This window comes from Gordonia sp. LUNF6, assembly GCF_047041125.1.
Classification (GTDB): domain Bacteria; phylum Actinomycetota; class Actinomycetes; order Mycobacteriales; family Mycobacteriaceae; genus Gordonia; species Gordonia sihwensis.
In genome coordinates, this window is sequence record NZ_CP178181.1 from 3,401,662 (window position 1) to 3,427,496 (window position 25,835).

A 25,835-nucleotide genomic window follows, 5' to 3' on the forward strand; every position below is an offset into this window, starting at 1 on the left:
GATGCTATCGGCAGGCGGTGCCATGCGGCTCTGTCCCGGCCCGTGTCTCGCGCGCGCTCTGCAGGTCGCGGTTCACCTGTTGGACGTTGACCCGCTCCTGCCCGAGGAAACCCAGCTGGCGGCCCCGGGTGTGGTCGGCGATGATCTCGCGGACCTCCTGCGGCGCCAGACCCGACGCCCGGGCGATCCGCGGCACCTGCAGAGCGGCGTACTCCACGCTGATGTCGGGGTCGAGTCCCGAGCCCGAGGCGGTGACGGCGTCGGCGGGCACCTGTGCCGGCTTCACGCCCTCGCGCGCGGCGATCGCCGCGCGGCGGGCGTCGATGATCTGGACCAGTTCGGGGCTGTTCGGGCCGAGGTTGCTCGCCCCCGACGCCGCCGGATCGCCCGGCGCCATCGGGTCGTCGACGCCGCCGGCGACCCGGTTGTGCAGGAACGGGTCGGGCTGTCCGGGCGCGGGCCGCTGGTCGACGCCGAGCAGGTCGGAGGATCGGCAACCGTGCACGTCGGACTGGAACGACCCTTCGGCAGCAGTCGTGTGGAACCGCGAGATGCCCCAGACCGCAACGGGATACAGGCCGCCCACGACGACGGTCAACGCGACCAGAGCGAGCAGTGCCACACCGCTCTGCCGGATCAGGCCGAGCAAGACGTTCTTCATGTCCTCATCCCATCCCCGGCAGCAGCCGGACGAGCAGATCGATCAGCCAGATGCCGATGAACGGCGTCACCACGCCGCCGAGCCCGTAGAGCAGCAGGTTGCGGCGCAGCAGATTGGCCGCGCTCGTCGCCCGATAGCGCACGCCCTTCAGCGACAACGGAATCAGCGCGACGATGATCAGCGCATTGAAGACGACCGCGGAGACGATCGCCGACTGCGCCGAATGCAACCGCATGATGTTGAGCGCGTCGAGCTGCGGGTACACCGTGCTGAACAATGCGGGCAGGATCGCGAAGTACTTCGCGAGATCGTTGGCCAGCGAGAACGTGGTCAGGGCGCCGCGGGTGATCAGCAGTTGTTTTCCGATCGCCACCACCTCGATCAGCTTGGTGGGATCGGAGTCGAGGTCGACCATGTTGCCGGCCTCCTTGGCCGCCATGGTTCCGGTGTTCATCGCCAGCCCCACGTCGGCCTGAGCCAGCGCGGGAGCGTCGTTGGTGCCGTCACCCGTCATCGCGACCAGTCGGCCTCCCGACTGCTCCTTTCTGATCAGGTCGAGCTTGTCCTCGGGAGTGGCCTGGGCGATGAAGTCGTCGACGCCGGCCTGGTCGGCGATGGCCTTGGCGGTTAGCGGGTTGTCGCCGGTCACCATCACGGTGCGAATACCCATGGCGCGCAACTGCGAGAAGCGCTCGGTCATCCCCGGCTTCACCACGTCCGACAGTTCGATGACACCGAGCACATGCGACCGCAGCCCTCGCCGGATGCCGACCACCAGCGGCGTTCCGCCGCGGGTGGCGATGGTGTCGACGTCGGCGCGCACCTGCGCCGGGAGCTCGCCGACCCACTTCTCCACCGCGTCTGCGGCACCCTTGCGGTATTCGCTGAGCCGCCCGTTCTCGTCCACGTCGACGCCGCTCATCCGCGTCTGAGCCGTGAACGGCACCACGGTGATACCCGGATCGGCGCCCGATCTCGCCGCGGCAAGCGAGACCTCGTCGAGCGGGGTCACCTCGTAGCGTTCGATCGCCAAGTCGATGATGCTGCGGCCCTCCGGGGTGTCGTCGGCCAGGCTGCACCGGTACGCGACGCCCGCCAGCTCCACGAGTTCCACTCCGTCTGCCGGATGGAACTCTGTGGCCCGGCGATTGCCGTAGGTGATGGTGCCGGTCTTGTCCATCAGCAGGGTGTCGATGTCGCCCGCCGCCTCCACGGCGCGCCCCGACATGGCCAAGACATTGCGCTGCACCAGCCGGTCCATGCCTGCGATGCCGATGGACGAGAGCAACGCCCCGATCGTCGTCGGAATCAGGCACACCAGGAGTGCGATCAGCTTCACCGGGTCGGCGGCTTGTCCCGCATAGCTCTGCATCGGACCGATCGCGACCACCGCGAGCAGGAAGATGATGGTCAGCGCCGTCAGCAGGATGTCGAGCGCGATCTCGTTGGGAGTCTTCTTGCGCGACGTACCTTCGACGAGCGCGATCATTCTGTCGACGAAGGTGCTGCCCGGCTCGGCCGTGATCTGCACGACGATGCGGTCCGACAGCACGACGGTGCCCCCGGTGACCGCCGACCGGTCGCCGCCTGACTCCCGCACCACCGGCGCGGACTCCCCGGTGATGGCCGACTCGTCGACCGTTGCGATGCCTTCCACCACGTCGCCGTCCCCGGCGATGGTCTCGCCCGCCTCGACCACGATCCGCATTCCCGGCTTCAGCTCCGCCCCGGGGATCCGGCTGATGGCGCCGTCGTCGCCGAGAACCCGGGCGACGGTGTCGCGCTTCACCTTCCGCAGGCTGTCGGCCTGCGCTCGGCCGCGCCCCTCGGCGACCGCCTCGGCCAGACCCGCGAAGATCACCGTGAACCACAGCCACACCACCACCGTCCACGCGAACACCGATGGGTAGACGATGGCCAGCACGGTGGTGATCGCCGCACCGAGGTACACCACGAACATCACCGGGTTGCGAGCCTGATCGCGCGGATTGAGCTTGCGCAGCGCCTGGGGCAGCGACGACACGAGCTGCCTCACGTCGAATGCACCGCTCCCCGCCATGCTCGTGTCGTTCGCACTCTCGTCGCTCGTCTGCGTCGCAGTCATCACAGTGCCTCCGCGATCGGTCCCAGCGCCATCGCCGGGAAGAAGGTCAGTCCGGCGACCAGCAGCGTGGTGCCGAGAAGAAGTGAGCCGTAAAGGATTCCGCTGGTGGGCAGCAGCGAGACCGATGTCTCGTTCTGTTTGGGCTTCTGCCTGGCCAGCAGTCCGGCCAATGCGAGCACCAGGACGATCGGCACCAGCCGGCCGAACAGCATGGCCAGCCCCAACGAGATCTGGAACCAGTCGTTGGTGGCGGCGAGTCCGCCGAACGCGCTGCCGTTGTTGTTCGCCGCCGACGCGTATGCGTACATGATCTCGCTGAACCCGTGGATCGCACTGTCACTGCCGCGGGCACCGTCGTTGCCGAGAGCCTCCGGTGTGGATCCGAGAAGAACAGTCACCGCGGACCCCGCGAGCACCAGCGCCGGCATCACCAGTACGTAGAGCGCGGCGACGGTGATCTCCTTCTGACCGATCCGCTTGCCCGCGAACTCCGGCGACCGACCCACCAGCAGGCCGCCGACGAAGACCGTGATGATCGCGAGCACCAGGAGTCCGTAGAGGCCCGAGCCGACGCCTCCGGGGGCGACCTCGCCCAACAGCATGTTCCAGAGCAGCCCTCCGCCCGATGCTGCGGCGAAGCTGTCGTGAGCGGCGTTCACCGCACCCGTCGACGTGCCCGTGGTCGACACCGCGAAGAGAGCGGAGCCCGGAATCCCGAACCGATACTCCTTGCCCTCCAGCATGGCGCCCGCGGCCTGCGACGCGATCCCGTCGGTCCGCGACTCGAAGGTCCAGACCAGCGCCAGCATCGCGCCCCAGATGACGGCCATCACGCCCAGCAGCGTGAGCCCCTGTCGGCGATCGCGCACCAGCGTGCCGTAAGTGCGGGTGAGACAGACCGGAATGATCAGGATCGCCAGCACCTGGACCACGTTGGTCAGTGGCGTCGGGTTGGAGAAGGGGTGCGCCGAGTTGGCCCCGTACGTTCCACCGCCGTTGGTGCCGAGAAGCTTGATCGCCTCTTGGGACGCGAAGGGACCCAATGGGACCCGTCCCGCGGTCCCGTCCACAGTGGTGAATTCCGCTGCCGTGTGCCACGACTGGACCGCCCCTTGGAAGACCAGGATCGTCGCCACGAGCAGCGCCAGCGGCAGCAGAATCCGGACGGTGCCCCGCACGAGATCGACCCAGAAGTTGCCGAGCACTCCGTTGCCCCGGCGGCTGACGATGCCCCGGATCAGCGCGATCGCCACGGCCATGCCGACCGCCGCAGACAGGAAGTTCGCAACCGCCAGGCCGAGCATCTGCGACAGGTTGCTGATGACGGTCTCGGGCTCGTACGACTGCCAGTTGGTGTTGGCGACGAACGAGATCGCGGTGTTGAAGGCGACCGCCGGAGACATGCCGGGCTTTCCGTCCGACCACGGGAGATGCCCCTGCAGACGCTGCAGCGCGTACAGCACCAGAATCGAGACACCGGAGAATCCGAGGACCGACAGCGCGTAGCCGCGCCAGGTCTGATTCGCCCGCGGATCGACGCCGATCACCCGGTAGAGCAGACGCTCCGGCGGAGAGTCCTTCACGGACTCGTACACCCGCGCCATGTAGTCGCCCAGCGGCACATACACCACCGCGAGCACGACGAGAACAGCTGCCAGCTGCAGAATGCCGGCCGAAAGATCAGTCAATGCCCCGACTCTCTAGAACTTGTCCGGGTACAGCAGCGCTGCCACCAGATATCCGACGACGCCGATTGCGGCGATCAACAGCACCACCGACACCGTGCCAGCCCCGGTCATCGCCCGGTCCCCCGCTCCAGTGCGAACAGCAGTCCAGCGCACGCGGCTATCGCGAGCACGGCGATGCAGACCATTACGACGTCAGCCATCTCCCGGCCTCCTCAATCCGACGGCCCGCCGGTCCGGCGGGCTCGGACCTCACGCTCGTCGCACGAGATGCGCTGCGCCAGATGCCTTAACGCGATCTATACGGCGGCGCCGAGGATCTTGACGGCTCCGTTCACACCGCATGCCCCCACGCTCGGCGATTTGCGCGCGGACCGCCGTCTCCGGTGTAGTTGCATGGTCCAGCTCACCCTCAGGAGTTTCACGTGAAGCGCAGCATCCAGTTGGCCACCGTCGGCGCGACCGCCGCTCTCGCCGCGACCGTCGGGGTCGCATTCGCCCCGGGCGACGCCGCAGCCGGCGTCGTCGGCGGGTACCAGCAGCCGGCATCCGGAGCCGTCTCGATCACCTCCGGGACCAACGAGATCAACGTGATGGTGATCAACCGCAAGGACGCGGACCAGTGCACCGTCACCGCCACCCGGAGGGACGCCAAGACCGGCACCAAGACGTTGACCCGCACCGTGAAGCTCAACGCACTGAACCAGCACACCGGCATCGCGAACTTCGCAGGAATGTTCAACAAGACCGACTACACCGTCTCCGGCACCTGCGTCGGAACCAAGGCGACCGAGCCGTCGGACGAGCCGGGAGACGCGAAGTCCGGAGAAGCGAAGTCCGACGCCGCCGAGACCGGCGAGCAGATCACCACCAACCTCCTCGGCGGGACCAACAAGGTCGTCGTGAAGGTCGACAACTCGGTGAACTCGAACTACGCGCAGTGCTTGCAGATCGTCAAGGGTGTGTCGTGGGATCTCGGCCTCCGCGGCGCACCGCTGGAGACCGTCATGAAGATCGCCACGACCTTCTGCCCGCGGTAGCCGCCGCAGTCACGCGGCTGCCGGCGCCGACGTGAGCGTCCTGCGCGCGTTCGACCGCAACTCCCTTCGCGGCCGGTGCGGCTGGTCGGTGTCCGCAGGCTCACGGAACCAGGGATACCGATCGTGGCCGATGAACACCTCCCACCCCGATTGATGAATCAGCGTGTGGTGCATCCGGCACAGCAGAACGCTGTTGTCGAGCGATGTCTCTCCACCCTGCGACCACGGAATGCAGTGATGCGCATCGGTCCATCCGACGGGCCGGCCGCACCCTGGGAATGCGCACCCTCGATCTCGCACTTCGAGTGCCCTTCTGATGCCCGCCGTGACCAGCCGCTGTTCACGGCCGACGTCCAGCGGCACCGACTCGCCGTCGACCACGATGCGCCGCACCGCCGCATCGCAGAGAACCAGACCCACCGTCGCCGACGACACCGGCCCGGTGTAGCCGAGCGACGAGACCCTCTGCTCCGCCTCCGACCGCCTGCCACTCACACGTTCCTCCGTGCGACTCGGCACGACCAGAGTGACGTGCGGAAGGACGCCGCCGCTCGACGGGCGATCGCGTCCGCTGAGGAAGGAGCGGACTATCTGCCCGAACGCATCTGCACGCCGCCGTCCCACCGCGCGCGGATCGGGTGAGCCGTCCGGCAGCGGCACCGGTCGGCACAACCGATCCAGCGCCGCGCTGAGTTCCTCTCCGGTGAGCACATCCACGTCGAGCGTCGCCGAGATCCGACCGTCGGCCCCGACTGCCAGACTCATCTCATTGAGCTCCGAGTTCTCCGCGACCGGCACCGAGTCCGGATCGGATTCATCGAGTTCCGGAGCCCATTCGAGCGCGAGTTCCCGCGCTCGGCGAGCCACATCCGCCGGAGTCTCCTGCACCGTCAGCCGCCGAGCCAGATCCTCACGCGCCGCGGAGTCGAGCGGGATCCGCTTCTCCACGAAAGCGATCCCGCGTCCGACGGCATCGACGTGTTCCACTGAGACCCCGCCTGCGCGCGCCTGCCGCGACAACGACGGGAGCGTCGCCGCGACGCCACCCACCCGAGCGAGACGATGTGCCGCCGCCGGCGAGTGACCGAGTCCTTTCAACAGGTCGACGACCGATCTCACTCGCTTGCGAGTCGGAAGCCCCGATCGCGCGGCAGCCTCCGACACTCCAGCCAACGCCGTCGTCGTCAGATTCAGCAGGCGGGTCAACTCCGCCATCAACACGAGGAGTTCGCGGTCGTCGACGCCGGCGCGAGCCACCGAGTCGATCAGTCGCGCGAGCGAACCTCCCGGCTCGCCTCCCATTGCCGGAGACAACTCGTCCGACAGACGATCGGCGAACTCCTTCACAGCTTCAGTCAGATTCATGATTCCCCCTTTCGCACGGCCTCCCTCGTCGCGATCGAGTCGCAACGCACTGCATCACGCAACAAGCACGCCAGGGTCGCTCAACAGTCACCCCCGAGCCGGGTGCCGGTCCGACGAATCCGGACCGGCACCGACCCCATCTGCACTTTCGATTCTCAAAGAACTCGAAGCGTCCCGAAGAGACCTTCACGCTCGATCTGTGATCTATGCTACATTCGACTTCTAGATAGTACAAGTGTTCGACTCGTCGGGTGGGGGTCTCATCCACGGACTCGTACCCAGGAAGGATTATTCCTAGGCAACTACCGGGCCTGGGCCACGTCAACAGAAGTGGGAAGACTGGATGCAGCGGCCGACAGAGACATACCCATCACATGATCGGCCGAGAATCGACAGAGAGGCGAGCACGTGTCCAACGACATCAAGCACATCAAGTTCCAGAACCCGGACATGTTCTGGGAGATCGCGGCGGACCTCTACTTTCCGCCGTCGTTCGACGAATCCAAGAAGTACCCGACCGTCATCAGCGCGCATCCGATCGGCAGCTGCAAGGAGCAGACAGCGGGCAACATCTACGCCACGCGCCTGGCCGACGAGGGCTACGTGGTCATCGCCTTCGACGCCAGTTTTCAGGGTGAGAGCGGCGGCACCCCACGGCTGATCGAGGATCCGACCCAGCGTGTGGAGGACTTCCGCCGGGTGGTCGACTACCTCACGACGCTCCCCTACGTCGACACCGACCGAATCGGCGCGCTGGGTGTGTGCGGCGGCGGCGGATACGTGCTCGCTTCGGCGCAGAGTGAGAAGCGGATCAAGACAGTCGTCTCGATCACCGGCGTGAACTACGGTCGCATGGTCCGCGAGAACGCGGCGGCAGCCGGCGGCCCGGTGGCCGCGCTCAAGCAGATCGCCGAGCAGCGCACCGCCGAGGCCGCGGGAGCCGAGGGCGCGATCAGTGCTGCTCTGCCGCCATCGGCCGAGGCCGCGCAGCAGATCGGCGACATCGACGTCGTCGAGGCCTACGACTACTACTGCACCCCGCGCGGACAGTCCGCGAACGGCAAGGCGATCTTCGACGTCGCACACGGCGCGTCAGCCATGGTGTGGGACGCCTTCGCCTTCGCCGAGACGCTGCTGACCCAGCCGATCATGGTCGTCGTCGGCGACAAGCCCGGAGCATTCGGCGCCTACCGCGACGGATTCGAGATCAACCGCCGCGCGGCGTCCGAGGTCAAGGAACTGGTGGTGCTCCCCGGCGTCTCGCACTACGACCTGTACGACCAGCCGCGGGGTGCGGGTGCGGCATTGGAGAAGGTCATTCCCTTCCTGGCCGCGAACCTCTGATCCATCCCACACGACGGAGGTCCCGCACTCGAAACCCGAGTGCGGGACCTCTGTGCGATTCCATCGGTACCGCTCAACCGGCGGAACTCAACCGATGAGATTCAACGAGGCTCGGCTCAGCCGACCACGAGGGTCTCACCGTCGCCGCTGACGTCCACCGGGACGGTGTCGCCGTCGCGTACCCTGCCGGCCAGCAACGCCTTCGCGAGCTGGTCGCCGATGGCCTGCTGCACCAGGCGACGCAGCGGACGCGCACCGTAGAGCGGATCGAATCCGCGTTCGGCCAGCCATTCCTTGGCCTTCGGCGTCACCTCCAGTTCGAGACGACGCTGGTGCAGACGCTTGGCCAGGTTGTCGAGCTGGATGTCGACGATCCGGACCAACTGCTCGGGCGAGAGAGAGTCGAAGATGACCACATCGTCGAGCCTGTTGATGAACTCCGGCTTGAACGCCGCGCGGACGGCCGCCATCACCTGATCCTTGTCACCGCCGGCGCCCAGGTTGGACGTCAGGATGAGGATGGTGTTGCGGAAGTCCACCGTGCGTCCCTGACCGTCGGTCAACCGCCCCTCGTCGAGCACCTGCAGCAGCACGTCGAAGACGTCCGGGTGAGCCTTCTCGACCTCGTCGAACAGGACCACCGAGTACGGACGACGACGCACCGCCTCGGTCAGCTGGCCACCGGCTTCGTACCCCACGTACCCGGGAGGCGCACCGACGAGCCGCGCGACGCTGTGCTTCTCGCCGTACTCGCTCATGTCGATCCGGACGATCGCTCGTTCGTCGTCGAACATGAACTCGGCCAGGGCCTTCGCCAGCTCGGTCTTGCCGGTTCCGGTGGGACCGAGGAACAGGAACGAGCCCAGCGGACGGTTGGGATCGGCGACGCCCGCGCGAGCGCGTCGGACCGCGTCGGAGACGGCCTTGACCGCCTCGAGCTGACCGATGACTCGCTTGCCCAGCTCGTCCTCCATGCGCAGCAGCTTGGCCGTCTCACCCTCGAGCATCTTGCCCGCGGGCACGCCCGTCCACGCCGAGACCACCTCGGCGACCTGGTCGGGACCGACTTCCTCCTGCAGCATCACGTCCTCGTCGGGATCGGTGCCGCTCTTCTCGATCGCGGCCTCCAACTCCTTCTCGAGGCCGGGGATCCGGCCGTACCGGAGCTCGGCGGCCCTCCCGAGATCACCGTCGCGCTCGGCCCGCTCGGCCTCGCCGCGCAGACGCTCCAGTTCCTCCTTCACATCGCGGACGGCGTCGATGGCGGTCTTTTCCGACTGCCAACGGGCCGACAGCTCGTTGAGCTTCTCGCGGTGATCGGCCAGCTCGCGGCGCAATGCCTCGAGTCGTTCCTTGGACGCGGCGTCGGTCTCCTTCTCCAAGGCGACCTCCTCCACTTCCAGGCGCCGGACGATGCGCTCCACCTCGTCGATCTCGACCGGACGCGAGTCGATCTCCATCCGCAACCGTGACGCGGCCTCGTCGACCAGGTCGATCGCCTTGTCGGGCAGGAACCGCGACGTGATGTAGCGGTCGGAGAGCGTCGCGGCAGCCACCAGAGCCGAGTCGGTGATGCGCACGCCGTGATGCACCTCGTACCGGTCCTTGAGTCCGCGAAGGATGCCGATGGTGTCCTCCACCGACGGCTCACCGACGTACACCTGCTGGAACCGGCGTTCGAGGGCCGCGTCCTTCTCGATGTACTTGCGGTACTCCTCGAGCGTGGTGGCACCGACCAGCCGCAGCTCACCGCGGGCGAGCATCGGCTTGATCATGTTGCCCGCGTCCATCGCGGACTCACCGGTCGCACCGGCACCGACGATGGTGTGCAACTCGTCGATGAACGTGATGATCTGTCCGTCCGACGCCTTGATCTCGTCGAGGACCGCCTTCAGCCGCTCCTCGAACTCGCCGCGGTACTTGGCGCCCGCGACCATCGAACCGAGGTCGAGCGAGATGACGGTCTTGCCGCGCAACGACTCCGGGACATCGCCGGCCACCACGCGCTGGGCCAGACCCTCCACGATGGCGGTCTTGCCGACGCCCGGCTCGCCGATGAGCACCGGGTTGTTCTTGGTACGGCGCGAGAGCACCTGGACCACGCGGCGGATCTCGGAATCGCGGCCGATCACCGGGTCGAGCTCGCCTTCGCGAGCGCGCTTGGTGAGGTCGGTGGAGTACTTCTCCAGCGACTGGTACGTCGCTTCCGGGTTCTCGCTGGTGACGCGCGCTGTGCCCCGGACGGACACGAACGCGTCACGCAGTGCCTCCGGCGTGGCGCCTGCGCCGGCCAGCAGTCGTGCAGTCTCCGACTCACCGGTGGCCAGTCCGACCATCAAATGTTCGGTCGAGACGTACTCGTCGGAGAGTTCGGTGGCCAGCTTCTGCGCAGCGGTGATCGCCGCGATGGACTCGCGGCTCAGCTGCGGCTGCGCGCTCGCACTCGACACGGTCGGAGCCCGGTCGACGAGGGTCTTGGCCTCGTTCCGGATCCGCACGGGGTCGACGCCGACCGCCTTGAGCAGCGGCGATGCGATGCCGTCGGTCTGCTCGAGGAGTGCGACGAGGATGTGGGCCGGCCGCACGTCGGGGTTGCCCGCCGCGGCCGCGTCTTGGACGGCAGCCTGCAGTGCAGCCTGTGTCTTGGTGGTGGGGGTGAAGCTGTCCACTGACATTCGCCTTTCTGTTGAGCTGTCCGGTTCGGCACTGCCGAACCTAAGTCTACGAGGCTCAGGTTTGCCTCTCGAGTAGTTCAACTATCTGAAAGTTGAGTCCATTCCACTAAACCCCAGGGGTTGTCAGTGATACAGGACACAGGTCGAATGTAGCCCCACCTGCAACTGTCGTCCGACGTCGACGAGTCTTCGACGCCGCGCTTCGACGAACGTTTCGTCCGGAGCACGCATCGCGCTTCCAGCCGCGTCACACCGTCACAAGCTGCACGGCATCTGTGCGTACGCGGAGATGTCGCACACCGACTTGTCGGACAGCTTCCATGCGCTGTCCTTCCACACCCACCGCAGCGGGATATAGCGCGAGCCCGACCCCGGAAGGGTCATCTGCAGTCGGGCGTTCGCCGTGGTGCCGTTCTGCGTCAACGGGCCCACCACCTGGTACCGGAAGCCGGTGTACGAATACTGCTTCACCAGGTACAGCACTTTCGAGATGGGACCGACCGCGCGGGAACCGCCCTCGAGGAGCTTCGCCTTCTGAGCGGACGACGAATTGCCGGACAGCGTCGTCAACTGGCTGTTGAACTCGGCGAGCGTCGGCGGAGTGGGACCGGATCCCTGCGACTGAGCGGTCGTCGGCGCCTGCTGCCTGGTGGCGACGACGGGGGCTCCGGGTGCGAGTCCGGGCTCGTCGGTCGCCGGCGCGTCTTCGGCGACCGACGCCGACGCGTCGGCCGTGGCCGCCGGGGTCTGCGTTCCGCCCTGGACCGCAGGGGCCTGCTGGGTGTCACCGAGACTCACCACGGTGGCAGGCGATTGCGCAGCAGTCGTGGGAGCGGCACCGCTGAGCATCATGGCGACCACGCCGACCACGACGATCAGGGACGAGATCACGGCAGCCAGACCGGCCGCGGCGATCACCGTCGGCGAATTGACACCGGTACCCGACTGACCTGTTCTCCGACTCATTCTTCCTGCACTCCTGATCGCCCCTGGACAACCGTCTGCCCGGCTGTCCGATCGCGCACCACCGCGCGACACAATTTAGGCAAGGCTAAACTATGCAGTCGAATGCGGCAACGCCGACCTCTACCGTTCGCGCTGCGCCGCGACGACGCCGTTCTCATACGCGCAGATGACCAAGTGCACGCGGTCGCGGGCATCGAGCTTCGTGAGCAGTCGTCAGATATGAGTCTTGACAGTGGTGATCCCCAGGTGCAGGCGGTCGGCGATCTCACCATTGGACAGTCCTGCGGCGACCAGTTCGAACACGTCCCGCTCGCGGTCGGTGAGACGGTCGAGTTCACCGCTGCGCACCGCCGGCCGCTCCGGCGAACGCCCGAGCTCGGTGATGAGTCGCCTGGTGATCGACGGCGAGAGCAACGCATCACCGCGGGCGACGGTGCGAATCGCTTCCAGCATCTGCTCCGGCGGCGTGTCTTTGAGCAGGAACCCACTGGCCCCGCCGCGGAGCGCGGCGAAGACGTATTCGTCGTCGTCGAACGTGGTGACGATCAGCACTCGGGCCGCGGCGTCGTCCGCGACGATCAGACGGGTGGCCTCGATTCCGTCGATGCCGGGCATCCGGATGTCCATCACCACCACGTCGGGCGCAAGCCGGCGGGCGGCGCGGACCGCCTCGCCTCCGTCCCCGGCTTCACCGACAGCGGTCAGGTCGGACGCCGAGTCGATCAGCAGCCGGAATCCGGCGCGCACGAGCTGTTCGTCGTCCACCACCAGCACGGTGGTCGTGTCCGCGGGATCGTTCACGGCGCGCCCGCCGCGTCCGTCACCCGCACGGGCAGTCGTGCCCGGACAGTGAATCCACCGTCCGGATCTGGACCGGCGACGACGTCCCCGCCGAGGAGTTCGACGCGCTCACCGATTCCGGCGAGGCCGAGCCCGGCACCGACCGGATCGGACGGCACCCCGTGTCCGCCGTCGTCGGACACGGTCAGCAACAGGTGGTCCGGACGGTGGGTGAGCCGGACGGTCACCGCGGCGCCCGGAGCATGCTTGACGGCGTTCGTGACGGCCTCCTGAACGATTCGATATCCGGAGAGTTCCACCGCGGGCGGATACGACCTCGGCGGTCCGTCCTCGACGACACTCACCGATACCACCCCATCGTCGCTGATCTGCGCCGCGAGCGCGGTGAGGTCGGCCAACCCGGGGGCCGCAGCCGCGTCGTCCGGCGCAGTTTCGCGGATCTCGCGCAACAGTCCGCGGAGATCGGACAGTGCCGAGCGGCCCGCAGTCTCGATGGTCGCGAGTGCGCGACGTGCCTCCTCGGGCTGCTCGTCGAAGACCACTCGGCCGATCCCGGCACGGACGACGATCATGCTCAGCCCGTGCGAGACGACATCGTGGACCTCGCGCGAGAGGCGGAGATGGTCCTCGGCTCGCAATCGACGCTGCCGCTCCAGCGCCGACAGCCGTTCCTGTTCCCGCACCCGAGCCTGGAACTTCCGTCGGCTCCGCGTCGCGTCGCCGATGATCCAGGCCGGGACGGCGAGAAGCAGGTGAACCGCGTCCTGCTCGATCTCGGGGTGCAGCGAGAAGGCGACCGCTCCGCCGAGCGAGACGACCAACACCGCGCCCGCAGTGACCACCGCCGACAGCCGACGCGCGCAGCGGTCCGCAACCGTGTAGACGGCGATCGGGAACACAAGCCCGGCATCGGATACGAACGGCGTGAACTGCACGCGTAACAGCATCGCGGCCACCGACACCGCGGTGATCACGCACAGAACCGCGACGGGGCGTCGCCGTCGAAGTATCAGCGGAGCCGCGGCCAGCGCCCCGAACGCGGCTTGCGCGGCCGGAGACCCGTGACGGTCGACCACCCCGAGCAGCAGTGGCCCGGTGAACAGCGCGAAGCACGTGATTGCGATCGTCAGATCCACCAGCATCGCGAATCCGCCGGCGCCCAACCGGTTCTCGATTCGAACGTGCCACGGCGGTCGCGCCGACGGCACTGTCGACGGATGCACGGGATCTGCCATGTCTCTCAATCTAGAAAGGATGAGACTCCGGCCGCGTCATTCCGGAGTCCTCGCCTGACGTCCTCCCCCGGTACCACCCCGGCTAGCGGATCGTCTCGGAGTACCGCCGAGAAACCGGCTCGTAAGCCGACGACAGCCGAGACCGCCGGCGGCACCGTTGAGTCATGACCATTTCCACTTCACGTCCCTGCAGCAGTCGTTCCCACATCTCGTCGCTGTCGGCAGCCCTGTTCGGTTCCGCTTTCGTGGCGGGACTGATTCACGGTGCACTCCTCTACGCCGGGCGCTCGCCCGTCCACGAGCAGCATCAGGCCGGTACATCGGCGTGGTGGCAACACGCGGTACTGGCCGGGCTCGCGGCCGCTCTCGCGATGGCCGTCGGCATCCATCGCCGTCGCACGGGTCGCCGCAGACCGGCGGTCCTGCTGCCTCTCGGACGACGGGCGGCTCTTCGTGTCCGACGCACGCTCAGAGCCTCAGCCGCGGGGCAGAGCCGTTGGCGCCTCGCGGCCGCCCTCCCGCCCACCGCACTGCTCGTGTTCTGCGTATACCGCGCCGGCGTCCAGGTCATCGGCGGGCTCGACCCGAACTTCACGGTCAACGCCTGGGGCGGACCCGGTTACATCGGCGCGATGGCGTGCCACTACCTGGACGCAGCACTCCTGATGGCGTCCGCCGCGTTGCTGCTGGACGTGATCCTGCTGCCGGCAGACGACGGTGCGGTCCGTACCGGTCACACCGCGTCGCGTTCACGGGGCACCGCCGCGGGAACCGGGGGACGACCGGACAGGACTCCGTACATCGTCCTACCGTGCCAATCGGTGGTCGCGAAGGGCTCGGCCGCCCAACCCGCCACGAACCAGTCCCGCAATTCCGGCGAGCCGGTCCAGGCGTAAAAAGGCCTGTCGCGCTCGGCGCAGTATCGCTCGACGACCCGCATCATGTCGATGAGCGTGCGACCGCCGCGTCCCCCGGGTTCGACCGTGGTGAGGGTGCAGTTGACCGCGTCCTCGACCGGCGACCACAGCGGCGGCTGTGTCCAGAGCTCGGCCAACCTCTCGCGCAGACCCGGTGTACGTGCCGCCACCTCGACGTCCGCGGGAGTGAGCGGCGGCTCACCGTCTGGCGACAGATCGACGTCGTGCGGCTGCCAGACGAGTACTCCGACCAGCCGCCCGTCGCTGCGGGCGCCCGTGACACACCCGACTCTCAGCAACGGACGAAGGAGCAGGCGAGCGAGCCACTCCCGCTTGTCCGAATCGCCGACGTGCTCGCCCAGCAACCACTGGTAGAGCGGAATCTCCCGGATCCCGTGGGCGGCGAGCCGCACGGCCTCGGTCAGGTCGGTGTCATCAAGGGTGACGATCTCGGTCATTCATGCGGTCCCATCGCTGCGATCCGGTGCTCGACCGCACCGGGTGCCGGAAGAAAGCCGAGAGGCCGCTTCGCAATGAGCGAAGCGACCTCTCGTCGAATCGAGCTACGTCGTCTCGAACTACGGCGTCGCCGGGGTGTCTCCACCGCTGCTGCCGCCGCTGGAACCGAGAGCGTCCATGATCGGGGTCAAGAAGTCGATTTCGAGGCGAAGCGGGCCGTCTGCCATTTTCTACTCTTTTCTCTATCGGGGAGGTCGTCCGATCAGTTGTCAACCGAACGCGTTAATCACGTTGCGCCCTCGTGTCAGATCCATCACAGAATGACGGGTTTTCGTTACAAAACCGTTATCTGGACAGTTGTCGGCGTTCGCCGTGAATACCCGGCCCGACCAGGAGTTATGGGAGAAATCGGCGAATTTCGAGCTCTGGGCTCACTTGTTGTCCGCGAACCGCTCCACGGCCCGCCTCGGACCCGCGACGATCAACACATCGTCCTCATGAACCACGGTGTCGACGCCGGCGAACTCGAACGCGCCGTCACCCTTCTTGATCGCGACGATGGTGACGCCGTAGGTGCTCCGCACTCGGCTCGACTTGAGATCGAGACCGACGAGGTCGTGCGGTACCGACGACTTCCCCATCGCGAACTCGTGGTCGAACTCCGCGTAGTCGAGCAGCCGCCGATCGATGACGAGATGCGCCACTCGCTCGCCCATCTCGTGCTCCGGCAGCACGACGTGATGGGCGCCGACGCGAGTGAGGATGCTCCCGTGCTGACGCGACAAGGCCTTCGCCCAGATGTCGGGAACCTCCAGATCGGCGAGCACCGACGCGGTCAGGACACTGGCCTCGAGGTCGGCCCCGATGCAGACGATCACGTGATCGAACGTCTCGACGCCCAACTGGCGCAGCGCCTGTGGATCCGTCGAATCGATCACCGCGGCGTTCGGCAGGTCGTCGGAGTATCGCTGCACGAGGGCCGGATCGCTGTCCATCGCGAGCACCTCGACGCCCTGATTCACGAGCTCGATCGCCAGCGACGCCCCGAACCGGCCGAGACCGATGACGGCCACGCGCCGCTCGTCGTCGCGAGTCCTTCTGAACCTAGCCAACGATCGGGCGCTCCTCGGGTCGTTCGAATCTGCGGGCCTTCTCCCGCAGCGCGAGAGCCGATCCCAGCGTAATCGGACCGAGGCGGCCGAGCAGCATCAACCCGACCAGAAACAATTGCGCCGCGCCGGGAAGATCCGGCGTGATCCCCGTCGACAGTCCGACGGTGGCGAACGCCGACACCGTCTCGATCAGCACCGTATCGAGGGTGTAGTCGGTGAGGTACATCAGCGCGAGCGTGGCGGCGACGACCGCGCCGACGCCGAGGAGCGCGACGGTGATCGCCTGCCGCTGGACGTCCGGCCCGATCCGCCGCCTCATCGCATGTACGCTCGGCTCACCCCGGATCTCGCTCAAGATCACGTAGCCGAGGATCGCGAAGGTGGTGACCTTGATGCCGCCCGCGGTACCCGCACTGCCGCCGCCGATGAACATCAGGACGTCGGTCACCAGCAGCGAGCTCGACTTCATCGAGCCGACGTCGACGCTGTTGAATCCGGCCGTGCGCGGCGAGACTCCGGAGAACATGCCGGCGAGCAGCTTGTCGGAGAGTCCCAGATGGCCCAGCGTGGCCGGATTGGTCCACTCCGTGGCGGTCAGCGCCACCACGCCGACCACGGCCAGCGCCGCGTAGGTGACCAGTGTCATCCGGGTGTGCAACGACAGCCGCAGCCGGGCGGCGCGGCCCACACCCCGCAGCCTCAGTCCGGCGCGGCGCATCTCGCGCGCCAGCTCGAAGAGCACGGGGAAACCGAGTCCGCCGAGAATCAGCGCCGCCGAAACGGGCACGATGATCCACGGATCGCCGACGAAGCCGACGAGGTTGTCGCTGAAGAGGGCGAACCCGGCGTTGTTGAACGCCGAGACCGCATGGAAGACGCCGAGGTAGGCGGCACGCCCCGTCGACTCGCCGTAGCCGGTCGCGAACCGGACCGCGAGAATCGCCGCGACCACGGCCTCGATCACCACCGTGGTGCCGATCACCCCGAGAATCACCCGCCGGCCGTCGCCGAACACCGTGGACTTCGATTCCCGCTGCGCCGCCATCTGTGTCTGCAGCCGCACCCTCCGTGCGATGAGCAGACCGAAGATCGTCGCCAGCGACATCACCCCGAGTCCGCCCACCTGAATCAACACCAGGATGACCACCTGGCCGAAGCCCGACCAGTGCTCGGCGGTGTCGACGACCGAGAGCCCGGTGACACAGGTCGCCGACGTCGCGGTGAACAACGCCGCCACCAGGCCCGTGCCCCGTCCGTCGGCCGACGACGTCGGAAGCGTCAGCAGCACGGTTCCGGCGACGATGACGAGAACGAAGCCGATCAGGATCAGACGTGCAGGTCGTAGCGCCGGGCGTCGCCGGCCCGCGGCGGGCAGCATTTTCAGAAGACTACCCCGCACAGGCCGGAGACCCTTGACGAACCGACTCGCCTGCGTAGGATTGTCGACAATCAACAGACCGCGATCGAGAGAGACGGTCGATGTCATGAGCACACCGCACGCGAGCACCTGCGCACTCACCGCATTGGAGCTGACCGAGGCCTATCGCGCCGGCACCCTCTCGCCGGTGGAGGCGACCGAAGAAGCTCTTGCTGCGATCACCCGCCTCGACCCCGCGCTGAACGCCTTCTGCCTGGTGGATCCCGAGGGAGCCCGTGCCGCGGCGCGCGCCGCCGAGCAACGCTACCGGCACGGCGATCCGCTCGGCCCGCTCGACGGCGTACCCGTGACGATCAAGGACATCTTCCTCACCGCGGACCACCCGACACTCCGCGGCTCGCGACTGCTGGCGGACGGGCAGGCGGCCGCCCCTCCGACCGACGACGCCCCCGCCGTGGCCGCGACGCGCGATGCCGGCTGCGTGGTCCTCGGCAAGACCACCACACCCGAGTTCGCGTGGAAAGCGGTGACCGATTCTCCGCTGACCGGGATAACGCGGAACCCCTACGACCCGGCACTGACTCCCGGTGGATCCAGCGGCGGGTCGGCGGCCGCCGTCGCCGCCGGACTCGGCCCGCTGTCGGTCGGCACCGACGGCGGCGGGTCGGTCCGGATCCCCGCCTCCTTCACTGGAACGGTCGCGCTGAAACCCACCTACGGCGTGGTGCCGATGTACCCGTCCAGCCCGTTCGGGACCCTCGCGCACGCCGGTCCGATGACCCGAACTGTCACGGACGCCGCCGCGTATATGGATGTGCTGGTCCGGCCGGACTACCGCGACTGGTCCGCGGTGCCGGCACAGGCGACGGCCCCCGAGCCCGGGGGATTTCTCGCGGCCGTGCTCGAGGGCACCCGCGCCGACCGCCCGCTTTCCGGCCTGCGGATCGCGTACAGCCGCGACCTCGGCTTCGGCACCAACCATCGAGACGTCGAGCGAGAGGTGAGCGCCGCGGCACGGACGCTCGAGAGCCTCGGCGCGCGGGTCGAGGAAGTGACGCTGGAACTCGCCGACCCGGCCGATGCCTTCCACGTCCTCTGGTTCGCCGGAGCCGCGGCCGTTCTGAAGCCGTTCGGCGACGATGTGTCCGACCGGATCGACCCCTCCCTTCGCGCGGCCCTGCACCGGCATTCGGAGTTCACCGCGCAGCACTACCTCGACGCCGTCGCCGTGCGGATGGCGCTCGGCGTCCAACTCGGCGCACTGCACACGGACTACGACCTGCTGCTGACTCCCACCACCCCCGTGCCGGCATTCCCGGTCGGGAGCGACGTCCCTCCGGGATGGCCCGACGACGACTGGACCTCGTGGACGCCGTACACCTACCTTTTCAATATGACTCAGCAACCCGCACTGTCGGTGCCGTGCGGCGTCACCGACAGCGGCCTTCCGGTCGGCGCTCAGCTCATCGGACCGCGCTTCGCCGATCTGCTGGTGATGCGGGCGGGAGCCGCGTTGCAGGCGGCAGTCGCCGACCGCGTACCGCGACCGCGGATCCACGCATGCTCCGAAGAAGCGTGAAGACGGGAAGCGGGATGACGGGAAGCGTGATGACAGCGAGCGACCGTCCGGCGAGTTCGTTGGAACCCGTCGTCCAGGAATCGACCCCCGCGATCATCGCCCGCGCCCTGCGCCGGGCGATCTCCGCCGGAGAGTTCCCGCCCGGATCCCAACTCGGCGAAGCCACCCTGGCGAAGCAGCTCGGAGTCAGCCGGGGACCGTTGCGCGAGGCGATGCAGCGGCTCACCCAGGAGGGACTCCTGATCTCGCGCCGCAATCGGGGCCTGTTCGTTCCCGAACTGACCGCCGACGCCGTCGCCGACATGTACCTGCTGCGTACGACGATCGAACGCGCCGCGGTGGAGCGGATCCTCGCGGCCGGAACGGGGCCGTCATGCGCCGACCGTCTCGACGCCGTGGTCGCGCGGATGTCGGCGGCTGCGACGAGACGCGACTCCCCTGCGATGATGGCCGCCGACCTGGAGTTCCACCGCACCATCGTGGAGTCCGCCGAGAGCGACCGGCTCTCGCGGGTGCACGAGACGGTGATCGTCGAGACGAGCATGTGTCTTCGGGCCATGGCGCCGACATACGCTCCTGGCTCGGACCGGGTGTCGGAGCACCGCGAGATCGCCGACGCCGTTCGCGCCGGCGACCGGACTCGTGCGGTCGCCGTCCTGGAAGCGCACATGAGCGACGGGCTGGCCCGGTTGACCGGCGGCACAGCCGAACCGGCCGCCGGCCACCTGCCGTAGCGGGCCTAGGTCGCGTTCCGCACCGGCATCGCCACGTACTTGGTCTCCAAGAACTCGTCGATGCCGGAGAATCCGCCCTCCCGGCCGAGACCCGATTGCTTCACGCCGCCGAACGGTGCCGCGGGATTCGAGACCAGCCCGGTGTTGAATCCCACCATCCCGGTCTCCAGTCGCTCGGCGATGGAGAAGCCGCGATCCGCGGACTCGGTCATCACATAGGAGACGAGACCGAACTCCGTGTTGTTCGCGAGTTCGACGGCCTCGTCGTCGGAGTCGAACGGCACCAACGCGGCCACCGGCCCGAAGATCTCCGTGCGCACCATCTCGGCGTCGGACGCGACGCCGGTCAGGACCGTCGGCGGGTAGAACCATCCGCGCCCCTCGGGCCGCTCGCCGCCGCACAGTACCTCCGCACCGCGGGAGACGGCGTCGCGCACCAGATCGTCGACCTTGTCGACGGCGGCGCGGTTCACCAACGGACCCACATCGGTGCCGTCGACCGCCCCGTCTCCGACGGTCAGCTCCGACATCCGGGTAGTCAGCCGCCCGGCGAAGTCTCCGATCACCGAACGGTGCACCAGGATCCGGTTGGCGGCCGTGCACGCCTCGCCCATGTTCCGCATCTTGGCCGCGAGGACTGCCTCGATCGCGACATCGAGATCGGCGTCCTCGCAGACGATGAACGGGGCATTGCCGCCCAGTTCCATCGACGTCCGCAGCACTCCGCGGGCGCATTGTTCGAGCAGCGACTTGCCGACGTCGGTGGAGCCGGTGAACGACAGCTTGCGCGCCTTGCCCGAATCGATCCACGGCTCGACGACCGAGCCGGCCGACGAGGTGCAGACCACCGAGAGGACTCCGTCGGGCAGCCCCGCCTCGCGCAGCAGATCGGTGACGTACAGGGAGGTCAGCGGAGTGAGGCTGGCCGGCTTGTAGACCATCGTGCAACCGGCGGCGATGGCCGGCCCGATCTTTCGCGCGACCATCGCGAGCGGAAAGTTCCACGGCGTGATCAGGATGCACGGTCCCACCGGTTCCTGGGTGACGATGATCCGCGACTTGCCGTCGGGACTGCGCCGCGCATCGCCGCGGATCCGCACGGCCTCCTCGGCGAACCAGCGGAAGAATTCGGCGCCGTACGCCACCTCGCCGCGGGACTCGGCCAGCGGTTTGCCCATCTCCGCGGTCATCACCGCCGCGACCTCGTCAGCCCGTTCGGTGAGGAGTTCGTACGCTCTCCGCAGGATCTCCGACCGCTCGCGCGCGGGGGTCGCCGCCCACTCGCGCTGGTGTGCCGCCGCCGAGTCGATCGCCGCGACCGCATCGCTCTCGCCACCGTCGGCGAGCGTCGCCAGCACCTCCCCGGTGGCCGGGTTCTCGACGTCGAACGTGCTGCCGGAAGACGCCTGGCGCCAGCGTCCGTCGATGTGGATGCCGGAGCCTAGACCGGCGATGATGTCGGCGACGGAACGGGTCATGACATACCTCCTGTGGTGATTGAGCTATCGGGGTCCTCCCCCGCCGGCCGCGGGGTCGGCGGAGTGCGATTCGAGTGGGTCCGGGTCGAGCAGTTCCAGCAGATGCCGTCCTCGCCGGTCGGCGCCCGTGGCTCCGCCGGCGGCCGGATCGGTGACGGCGAGGCGACGGATCGCGGTGGCGCACGAGAAGCCGTCGGTGAGCACCGGAGTGTCGGGATGACGTCGCAGTGCGGGCGCCAGCGATTGCTCGGCCACCGCGTCCGACACCTCCTCATGACCGGCGGTGAAACCGAAATCGCCTGCCACACCGCAACACCCGGTCGCCTCGACGATGCTGCCGACGCCGAGTGCGGTGAGCGTCGCACGCTGGACCCGGTTTCCGAAGGTCGCGTATTCGTGGCAGTGAGTCTGAAGCACCACCGCCTCAGGTGGTCCGTCCGGCCACTGTGGCGCACGCCCTTGCTCTGCGAGGCGCCCCAGGTGCACCGCCACCGATCGTACGCGCGCCGCCACGCGGCGTGCCCGCTCCGCATCGGCCGCACCCACCGACTCCTCCGAGAGCAGTCGCGGCAGATCCTCGCGCAGTGCCGCGGCGCAGCTCGGCTCCACGACGACGATCGGCGCCTCCGGGTCGAGGGCGTCGAGATGCCGGGCCGTGCGCCGCAACGTCCTGCGGGCGGCGTCGAGCCGACCGGTGGTGATCTGAGTGAGCCCGCAGCAGTGGTGCTCGCTGCAGGCGACCGCGGCGTGGACGCCGCCGAGCACCCGGACAGCCGCACCGGCCACCTCCGGACGCAGCCCCCGGGTGAACGAGTCGAGGAACAGCACCACCTCGGCCGGTCCGGGCGCGCCGACACTGTCCGGAGCGCGTCCGAGTTCGGCGCGCAGCCGCGCTGCGGACGCGAACTGCGGCAGCACCCGGCCCTGCGCCAGACCGCCCAGCCGCGCACCGGCGCGGCCGGCCCGCGAGGCCAGCAGCCGGTTCAGCGGTCCGGCGGCGTACGGGGTGAACCGCAGCCACGTGGGCAGCAGACCGAGCGTGTAGTGCGCCCGCGGCCGCAGCCGTCGGGCATATCTGCGGTGCAGCGCCTCGGACTTCATCGCCGCCATGTCCACACCCGTCGGGCAGTCGGACGAGCACGCCTTGCACGCCAGACACAACTCCAACGATTCGGCGACCATCGGTGAGTCCCAGTTCGCGGCGGCACCGCCCCGGACCAGTTCCTGCAGCACCCTCGCGCGGCCGCGCGTGGAGTCCTTCTCGTCGCCGGTGGCCCGGTAGGACGGACACATCACTCCGCCCGAGTGAGTCCGGCACCGTCCGATGCCGATGCACGACTGGGCGGGATGCGGGTCGACGTCGGCCAGCGCGAGGTCGGCGTCGATCGGCCGGGTGGCCCGGAGTCCGCCCGGCGCGAGCAGGCCCCGAGGGTCCCAGATCGACGCAAAGCGGTCGAAGGCCGTCAGCATCTCGTCGGAGTACATGATCGGCAGCAGCTCCGACCGCGCGCGTCCGTCGCCGTGCTCCCCGGAGAGCGAGCCCTCGTAGCGCACCACGAGGTGCGCGGCATCGGTGCAGAACTCGCGGAACACGGTGCGCCCCTGCGAGGTCCGCAGATCGAAGTCGATTCGGATGTGCATGCAGCCGGCGCCGAAGTGGCCGTACATTACGCCGGTGAGACCGTGCCGGCCGAGCAGGTCGCGGAAGTCGGCGAGGTAGTCGGCCAGCAGGTCCGGCCGCACGGCGGCGTCCTCCCAGCCGGGCCAGGTGGAGATGGTCTCGCCCGTCGCGGGATCGGTGAGCCGCGAGCTGAGTCCGGCGCCGTCCTCGCGTACGCGCCACAGGTCGGCGCGCTCCGCGGGATCGTGCACCTGGCGGACGTCGACCGGGTGTCCGGCGGTCCGCAGCTCGTGCACCAGTTCATCGGCCGCGTCGGCACCGCGGTCGGTCTCGATGAACAGCCATGCGTGCCCGGAGGGCAGATCGGCCACCGCGTCGGCGCCGCGCCGGCGGCGCATCGTCTCCACGATCACCTCGTCGACCCCTTCGACGGCGGTGGGTCCGTGGAGCAGCAGCAACGGCACGTCGCGCGCCGCGTCGACGATGTCGGCGTATCCGGCCACGATCAGCGAGGTGGTCGCGGGCCGCGGTACCAGCGCGACCGTGGCCGAGGTGATGACGCCGCACGTTCCCTCGCTGCCGACCAGCGCACGGGCGACGTCGAAGCCCTCCTCGGGAAGCAGATGCCTGAGGTGATAGCCGGACACCTGCCGCGGAATGCGTCCCAGCTCGGTCCTGATGGCGGCGAGGTGGTCGGCGGCCAGCGCGCGCAACTCCGACTCGAGGTGTTCGGCGCGCGCCGCGGCCTGGGTGTCGGCGGGATCGGTGGCCCTGATTCCGTTGCGGGTGGCGGTGACCCGCAGTCCGTCGGCGGTGACCAGGGCGAGTTCGACGACGTGATCGGCGGTGCGGCCGTAGCGCACCGAGTGGTTGCCGCAGGCGTCGTTGCCGACAGCCCCGCCGAGGCAGGCACGGGTCTGGCTCGACGGGTCCGGGGCGAAGGTCAGGCGATCGCCGGTGGACGCGTGCACCGCTGCCCGCAGCGCGGTGAGCACCACCCCGGCCTGTGCCGTGGCCGTACCCGCTTCCTCGTCCACGCGGAGCACCCGGTTCATGTGGCGCGAGAGATCGATGACCAGTCCGTCACCGATCGAGTTGCCCGACATCGAGGTGCCGCCTCCGCGGGCGGTCACCGGCACTCCGAGACGGTGACAGACGGTGAGCGCCGCGGACACCTCTCCCTCCGACCGGGGGAAGAGCACCGCCGCGGGCACCACGCGGTAGTTGGAGGCGTCGTAGGAGTACTCGGCGAGACGCCGCGGAGAGGACTCCGGGGCCAGTCCTTCCGCGCGGAGTGCATCGATCAGCGCGGCGGGGACTGTCATGAGATCAGCCTCCCACTACACGCTCCACGGCGCGAATGAATCTCTCCGTGCCGGTGGCGACCTCGTCTGCGGTGACGGTCAGCGGCGGGATGATCCGGACGATGGCCCCGATGGGTCCGCAGGTGAGGGTCAGCAGATCCTCGTCGATGCACGCCCGCTGCACGGCGCCCGCCAGCCGCACCGCCTCGGCCGAGTCCGGGCTCCCCGCATTGGCCGTCGGATCGCCGAATTCGACGGCCAGCATCAGTCCGGTTCCGCGGATGTCGCAGATCTCATCGACGCCGTCGAGCCCTGCGCGCAGGCCGTCGAGCAATTGCGCGCCGCGTACGCGCGCATTCTCCACCAGCCCTTCCCGTTCGATCACCTCGAGCGTGGCCACGCCGGCGGCCGCCGCGACCGCGTTGCCGCCGTAGGTCCCGCCCTGCGACCCCGGCCAGGCCTTCGCCATGATCGCCTCGGGCGCCGCGATCGCCGAGATCGGAAACCCCGAGGCGATGCCCTTGGCGGTGATGATGACATCGGGCACCAGCCCGTCGGTGTGCTGATGCCCCCAGAATCGTCCGGTGCGACCGACGCCCGCCTGCACCTCGTCGAGCACCAGCAGCGCGCCGTGCCGTCGGGTCCGCTCGCGCAGGCCGGCGAGGTATGCGGGCGGGACCGCGAGGTATCCGCCGTCGCCGAGGACGGGTTCGATCAGAACCGCGGCCAGTTCGTCGGGATGAATCCGAGTGCCGAGGAGGTAGTCGAACTCCTTGAGCGCGTAGTCGACGGCCTCGTCCTCCGACAGTCCCAGCCGCAGGGCGTCGGGGAACGGGGTGGTCGCGACACCGGCCATCAGCGGTCCGAACCCGGCCGAGAACTTGGTGCCCGCCGAGGTGAGCGAGGCGGCGGCCACGGTGCGGCCGTGGAATCCGCGCTGCACCGTGACGATGTACTGGCGCCGCGTCGCCATCCGCGCCAGCCGGACCGCGGCCTCGACCGCCTCCGACCCGGAGTTGGCGTAGAAAACCGAGTCGATCCCGTCCGGCAGATGTTCGCCGAGCTTCTCGGTGAGCCGCAACAGCGGTTGGTGCATCACCGTCGTGTACTGCGCGTGGATGATCTTGGCGCACTGCTCCTGCGCGGCGGCCACCACGTCGGGATGACAGTGACCGGTGCTGGTGACACCGATCCCCGTGGTGAAGTCGAGATAGCGGCGGCCGTCCGTGCCGTGTATCCACGATCCGGACGCGTGGTCGACGACGACCGGAGTCGCCTGCTTCAGAACCGGAGACAGGGACGCGCTGCTCATGTGGTCAGTGTGTCCCCCCGCACATCGACTGTCAACGGTAGGATTGTCGACAATCTGGCGACCGT

Annotated in this window: 18 protein-coding genes and 1 pseudogene; 4 read left to right on the forward strand and 15 right to left on the reverse strand. The window is 68.4% G+C overall.

Annotation, left to right across the window (positions count from 1 at the left end):
• Positions 1 to 4: 4 nt before the first annotated feature.
• From ACK8HH_RS15940 to ACK8HH_RS15955, 4 genes are read right to left on the reverse strand one after another with little or no spacing between them, the layout of a single operon-like run.
• Positions 5 to 661 carry a potassium-transporting ATPase subunit C gene (locus ACK8HH_RS15940; protein ID WP_412475334.1) on the reverse strand — a complete coding sequence of 219 codons (657 nt, stop codon included), beginning with the start codon at positions 659 to 661 and terminating at the stop codon, positions 5 to 7.
• A gap of 4 nt (positions 662 to 665) precedes the next feature.
• Entirely contained in the window at positions 666 to 2,765 is a 2,100-nt protein-coding gene (gene kdpB / locus ACK8HH_RS15945) for a potassium-transporting ATPase subunit KdpB (RefSeq protein WP_412475335.1), read from the reverse strand.
• On the reverse strand, positions 2,765 to 4,453 hold the full coding sequence (kdpA, locus tag ACK8HH_RS15950) for a potassium-transporting ATPase subunit KdpA (RefSeq protein ID WP_062366526.1): 1,689 nt from the start codon (positions 4,451 to 4,453) through the stop codon (positions 2,765 to 2,767). Before kdpA ends, kdpB begins: the two co-directional genes overlap by 1 nt.
• A gap of 12 nt (positions 4,454 to 4,465) precedes the next feature.
• The gene (locus tag ACK8HH_RS15955; protein WP_081598092.1) at positions 4,466 to 4,564 is read right to left on the reverse strand and encodes a potassium-transporting ATPase subunit F; all 99 of its coding nucleotides are present in this window, start codon (positions 4,562 to 4,564) and stop codon (positions 4,466 to 4,468) included.
• 311 nt (positions 4,565 to 4,875) lie between these two features.
• Here ACK8HH_RS15955 and ACK8HH_RS15960 point away from each other — a divergent pair, with 311 nt between their 5' ends.
• Positions 4,876 to 5,490: a hypothetical protein gene (locus ACK8HH_RS15960; RefSeq protein WP_006896120.1), complete on the forward strand. Its 615-nt coding sequence runs from the start codon at positions 4,876 to 4,878 to the stop codon at positions 5,488 to 5,490.
• A gap of 9 nt (positions 5,491 to 5,499) precedes the next feature.
• Here ACK8HH_RS15960 and ACK8HH_RS15965 read toward each other — a convergent pair whose 3' ends face one another.
• Positions 5,500 to 6,855, reverse strand: coding sequence for an HNH endonuclease signature motif containing protein (locus tag ACK8HH_RS15965; protein WP_006896119.1), 1,356 nt, complete (start codon positions 6,853 to 6,855; stop codon positions 5,500 to 5,502).
• Positions 6,856 to 7,263: 408 nt separating this feature from the next.
• Between ACK8HH_RS15965 and ACK8HH_RS15970 the strand changes: the two genes are divergently transcribed.
• A complete protein-coding gene (locus ACK8HH_RS15970) occupies positions 7,264 to 8,199 on the forward strand; it encodes an alpha/beta fold hydrolase (RefSeq protein ID WP_082781257.1) in 936 nt (311 codons plus the stop codon).
• A 116-nt stretch (positions 8,200 to 8,315) separates the two neighbouring features.
• On the opposite strand, the gene clpB is transcribed toward ACK8HH_RS15970, so the two are convergent.
• From clpB to ACK8HH_RS16005, 7 genes and pseudogenes are all read right to left on the reverse strand, one after another.
• Entirely contained in the window at positions 8,316 to 10,868 is a 2,553-nt protein-coding gene (gene clpB, locus ACK8HH_RS15975; protein WP_006896116.1) for an ATP-dependent chaperone ClpB, read from the reverse strand.
• A 261-nt stretch (positions 10,869 to 11,129) separates the two neighbouring features.
• On the reverse strand, positions 11,130 to 11,840 hold the full coding sequence (locus ACK8HH_RS15980) for a hypothetical protein (RefSeq protein WP_045538761.1): 711 nt from the start codon (positions 11,838 to 11,840) through the stop codon (positions 11,130 to 11,132).
• A 120-nt stretch (positions 11,841 to 11,960) separates the two neighbouring features.
• A pseudogene (locus ACK8HH_RS15985) lies at positions 11,961 to 12,641 on the reverse strand (response regulator).
• Positions 12,638 to 13,876: a sensor histidine kinase gene (locus tag ACK8HH_RS15990; RefSeq protein ID WP_231650258.1), complete on the reverse strand. Its 1,239-nt coding sequence runs from the start codon at positions 13,874 to 13,876 to the stop codon at positions 12,638 to 12,640. Before ACK8HH_RS15990 ends, ACK8HH_RS15985 begins: the two are co-directional and overlap by 4 nt.
• 733 nt (positions 13,877 to 14,609) lie before the next feature.
• Positions 14,610 to 15,251, reverse strand: a complete 642-nt coding sequence (locus ACK8HH_RS15995; protein ID WP_006896112.1) for a hypothetical protein — start codon at positions 15,249 to 15,251, stop codon at positions 14,610 to 14,612.
• Between the two features lie 432 nt (positions 15,252 to 15,683).
• Entirely contained in the window at positions 15,684 to 16,325 is a 642-nt protein-coding gene (locus ACK8HH_RS16000) for a potassium channel family protein (protein ID WP_045538757.1), read from the reverse strand.
• Positions 16,326 to 16,356: 31 nt separating this feature from the next.
• Positions 16,357 to 17,742 (reverse strand): TrkH family potassium uptake protein, encoded by a 1,386-nt coding sequence (locus ACK8HH_RS16005; protein WP_006896110.1) that lies wholly within the window; start codon positions 17,740 to 17,742, stop codon positions 16,357 to 16,359.
• 106 nt (positions 17,743 to 17,848) lie between these two features.
• On the opposite strand from ACK8HH_RS16005, the gene ACK8HH_RS16010 reads away from it, so the two are divergent.
• Positions 17,849 to 19,321 carry an amidase gene (locus ACK8HH_RS16010; protein WP_062366524.1) on the forward strand — a complete coding sequence of 491 codons (1,473 nt, stop codon included), beginning with the start codon at positions 17,849 to 17,851 and terminating at the stop codon, positions 19,319 to 19,321.
• 29 nt (positions 19,322 to 19,350) lie between these two features.
• The gene (locus ACK8HH_RS16015; RefSeq protein WP_039867311.1) at positions 19,351 to 20,055 is read left to right on the forward strand and encodes a GntR family transcriptional regulator; all 705 of its coding nucleotides are present in this window, start codon (positions 19,351 to 19,353) and stop codon (positions 20,053 to 20,055) included.
• A gap of 5 nt (positions 20,056 to 20,060) precedes the next feature.
• Here ACK8HH_RS16015 and ACK8HH_RS16020 read toward each other — a convergent pair whose 3' ends face one another.
• Genes ACK8HH_RS16020 through ACK8HH_RS16030 form a run of 3 tightly spaced genes read right to left on the reverse strand, consistent with a single transcriptional unit; the run spans position 20,061 to position 25,770 of the window.
• Positions 20,061 to 21,533: an NAD-dependent succinate-semialdehyde dehydrogenase gene (locus tag ACK8HH_RS16020; RefSeq protein ID WP_412475336.1), complete on the reverse strand. Its 1,473-nt coding sequence runs from the start codon at positions 21,531 to 21,533 to the stop codon at positions 20,061 to 20,063.
• Between the two features lie 24 nt (positions 21,534 to 21,557).
• Positions 21,558 to 24,479 (reverse strand): FAD-binding and (Fe-S)-binding domain-containing protein, encoded by a 2,922-nt coding sequence (locus ACK8HH_RS16025; protein WP_412475337.1) that lies wholly within the window; start codon positions 24,477 to 24,479, stop codon positions 21,558 to 21,560.
• A 4-nt stretch (positions 24,480 to 24,483) separates the two neighbouring features.
• Complete coding sequence (locus ACK8HH_RS16030) at positions 24,484 to 25,770, reverse strand: aspartate aminotransferase family protein (protein ID WP_006896105.1); 1,287 nt, start codon at positions 25,768 to 25,770, stop codon at positions 24,484 to 24,486.
• Positions 25,771 to 25,835: the final 65 nt, after the last annotated feature.

Bases quoted from the DNA above. Each gene is read 5' to 3' on its own strand.
- ACK8HH_RS16015 (WP_039867311.1), top strand. From the start codon at position 19,351: ATGACAGCGAGCGACCGTCCGGCGAGTTCGTTGGAACCCGTCGTCCAG.
- ACK8HH_RS16010 (WP_062366524.1), top strand. From the start codon at position 17,849: ATGAGCACACCGCACGCGAGCACCTGCGCACTCACCGCATTGGAGCTG.
- ACK8HH_RS15965 (WP_006896119.1), bottom strand. From the start codon at position 6,855: ATGAATCTGACTGAAGCTGTGAAGGAGTTCGCCGATCGTCTGTCGGAC.
- ACK8HH_RS15995 (WP_006896112.1), bottom strand. From the start codon at position 15,251: ATGACCGAGATCGTCACCCTTGATGACACCGACCTGACCGAGGCCGTG.
- ACK8HH_RS16020 (WP_412475336.1), bottom strand. From the start codon at position 21,533: ATGACCCGTTCCGTCGCCGACATCATCGCCGGTCTAGGCTCCGGCATC.
- ACK8HH_RS16005 (WP_006896110.1), bottom strand. From the start codon at position 17,742: ATGCTGCCCGCCGCGGGCCGGCGACGCCCGGCGCTACGACCTGCACGT.
- kdpB (WP_412475335.1), bottom strand. From the start codon at position 2,765: ATGACTGCGACGCAGACGAGCGACGAGAGTGCGAACGACACGAGCATG.
- ACK8HH_RS16025 (WP_412475337.1), bottom strand. From the start codon at position 24,479: ATGACAGTCCCCGCCGCGCTGATCGATGCACTCCGCGCGGAAGGACTG.
- ACK8HH_RS15940 (WP_412475334.1), bottom strand. From the start codon at position 661: ATGAAGAACGTCTTGCTCGGCCTGATCCGGCAGAGCGGTGTGGCACTG.
- ACK8HH_RS15990 (WP_231650258.1), bottom strand. From the start codon at position 13,876: ATGGCAGATCCCGTGCATCCGTCGACAGTGCCGTCGGCGCGACCGCCG.
- ACK8HH_RS16030 (WP_006896105.1), bottom strand. From the start codon at position 25,770: ATGAGCAGCGCGTCCCTGTCTCCGGTTCTGAAGCAGGCGACTCCGGTC.
- ACK8HH_RS15955 (WP_081598092.1), bottom strand. From the start codon at position 4,564: ATGACCGGGGCTGGCACGGTGTCGGTGGTGCTGTTGATCGCCGCAATC.
- ACK8HH_RS15980 (WP_045538761.1), bottom strand. From the start codon at position 11,840: ATGAGTCGGAGAACAGGTCAGTCGGGTACCGGTGTCAATTCGCCGACG.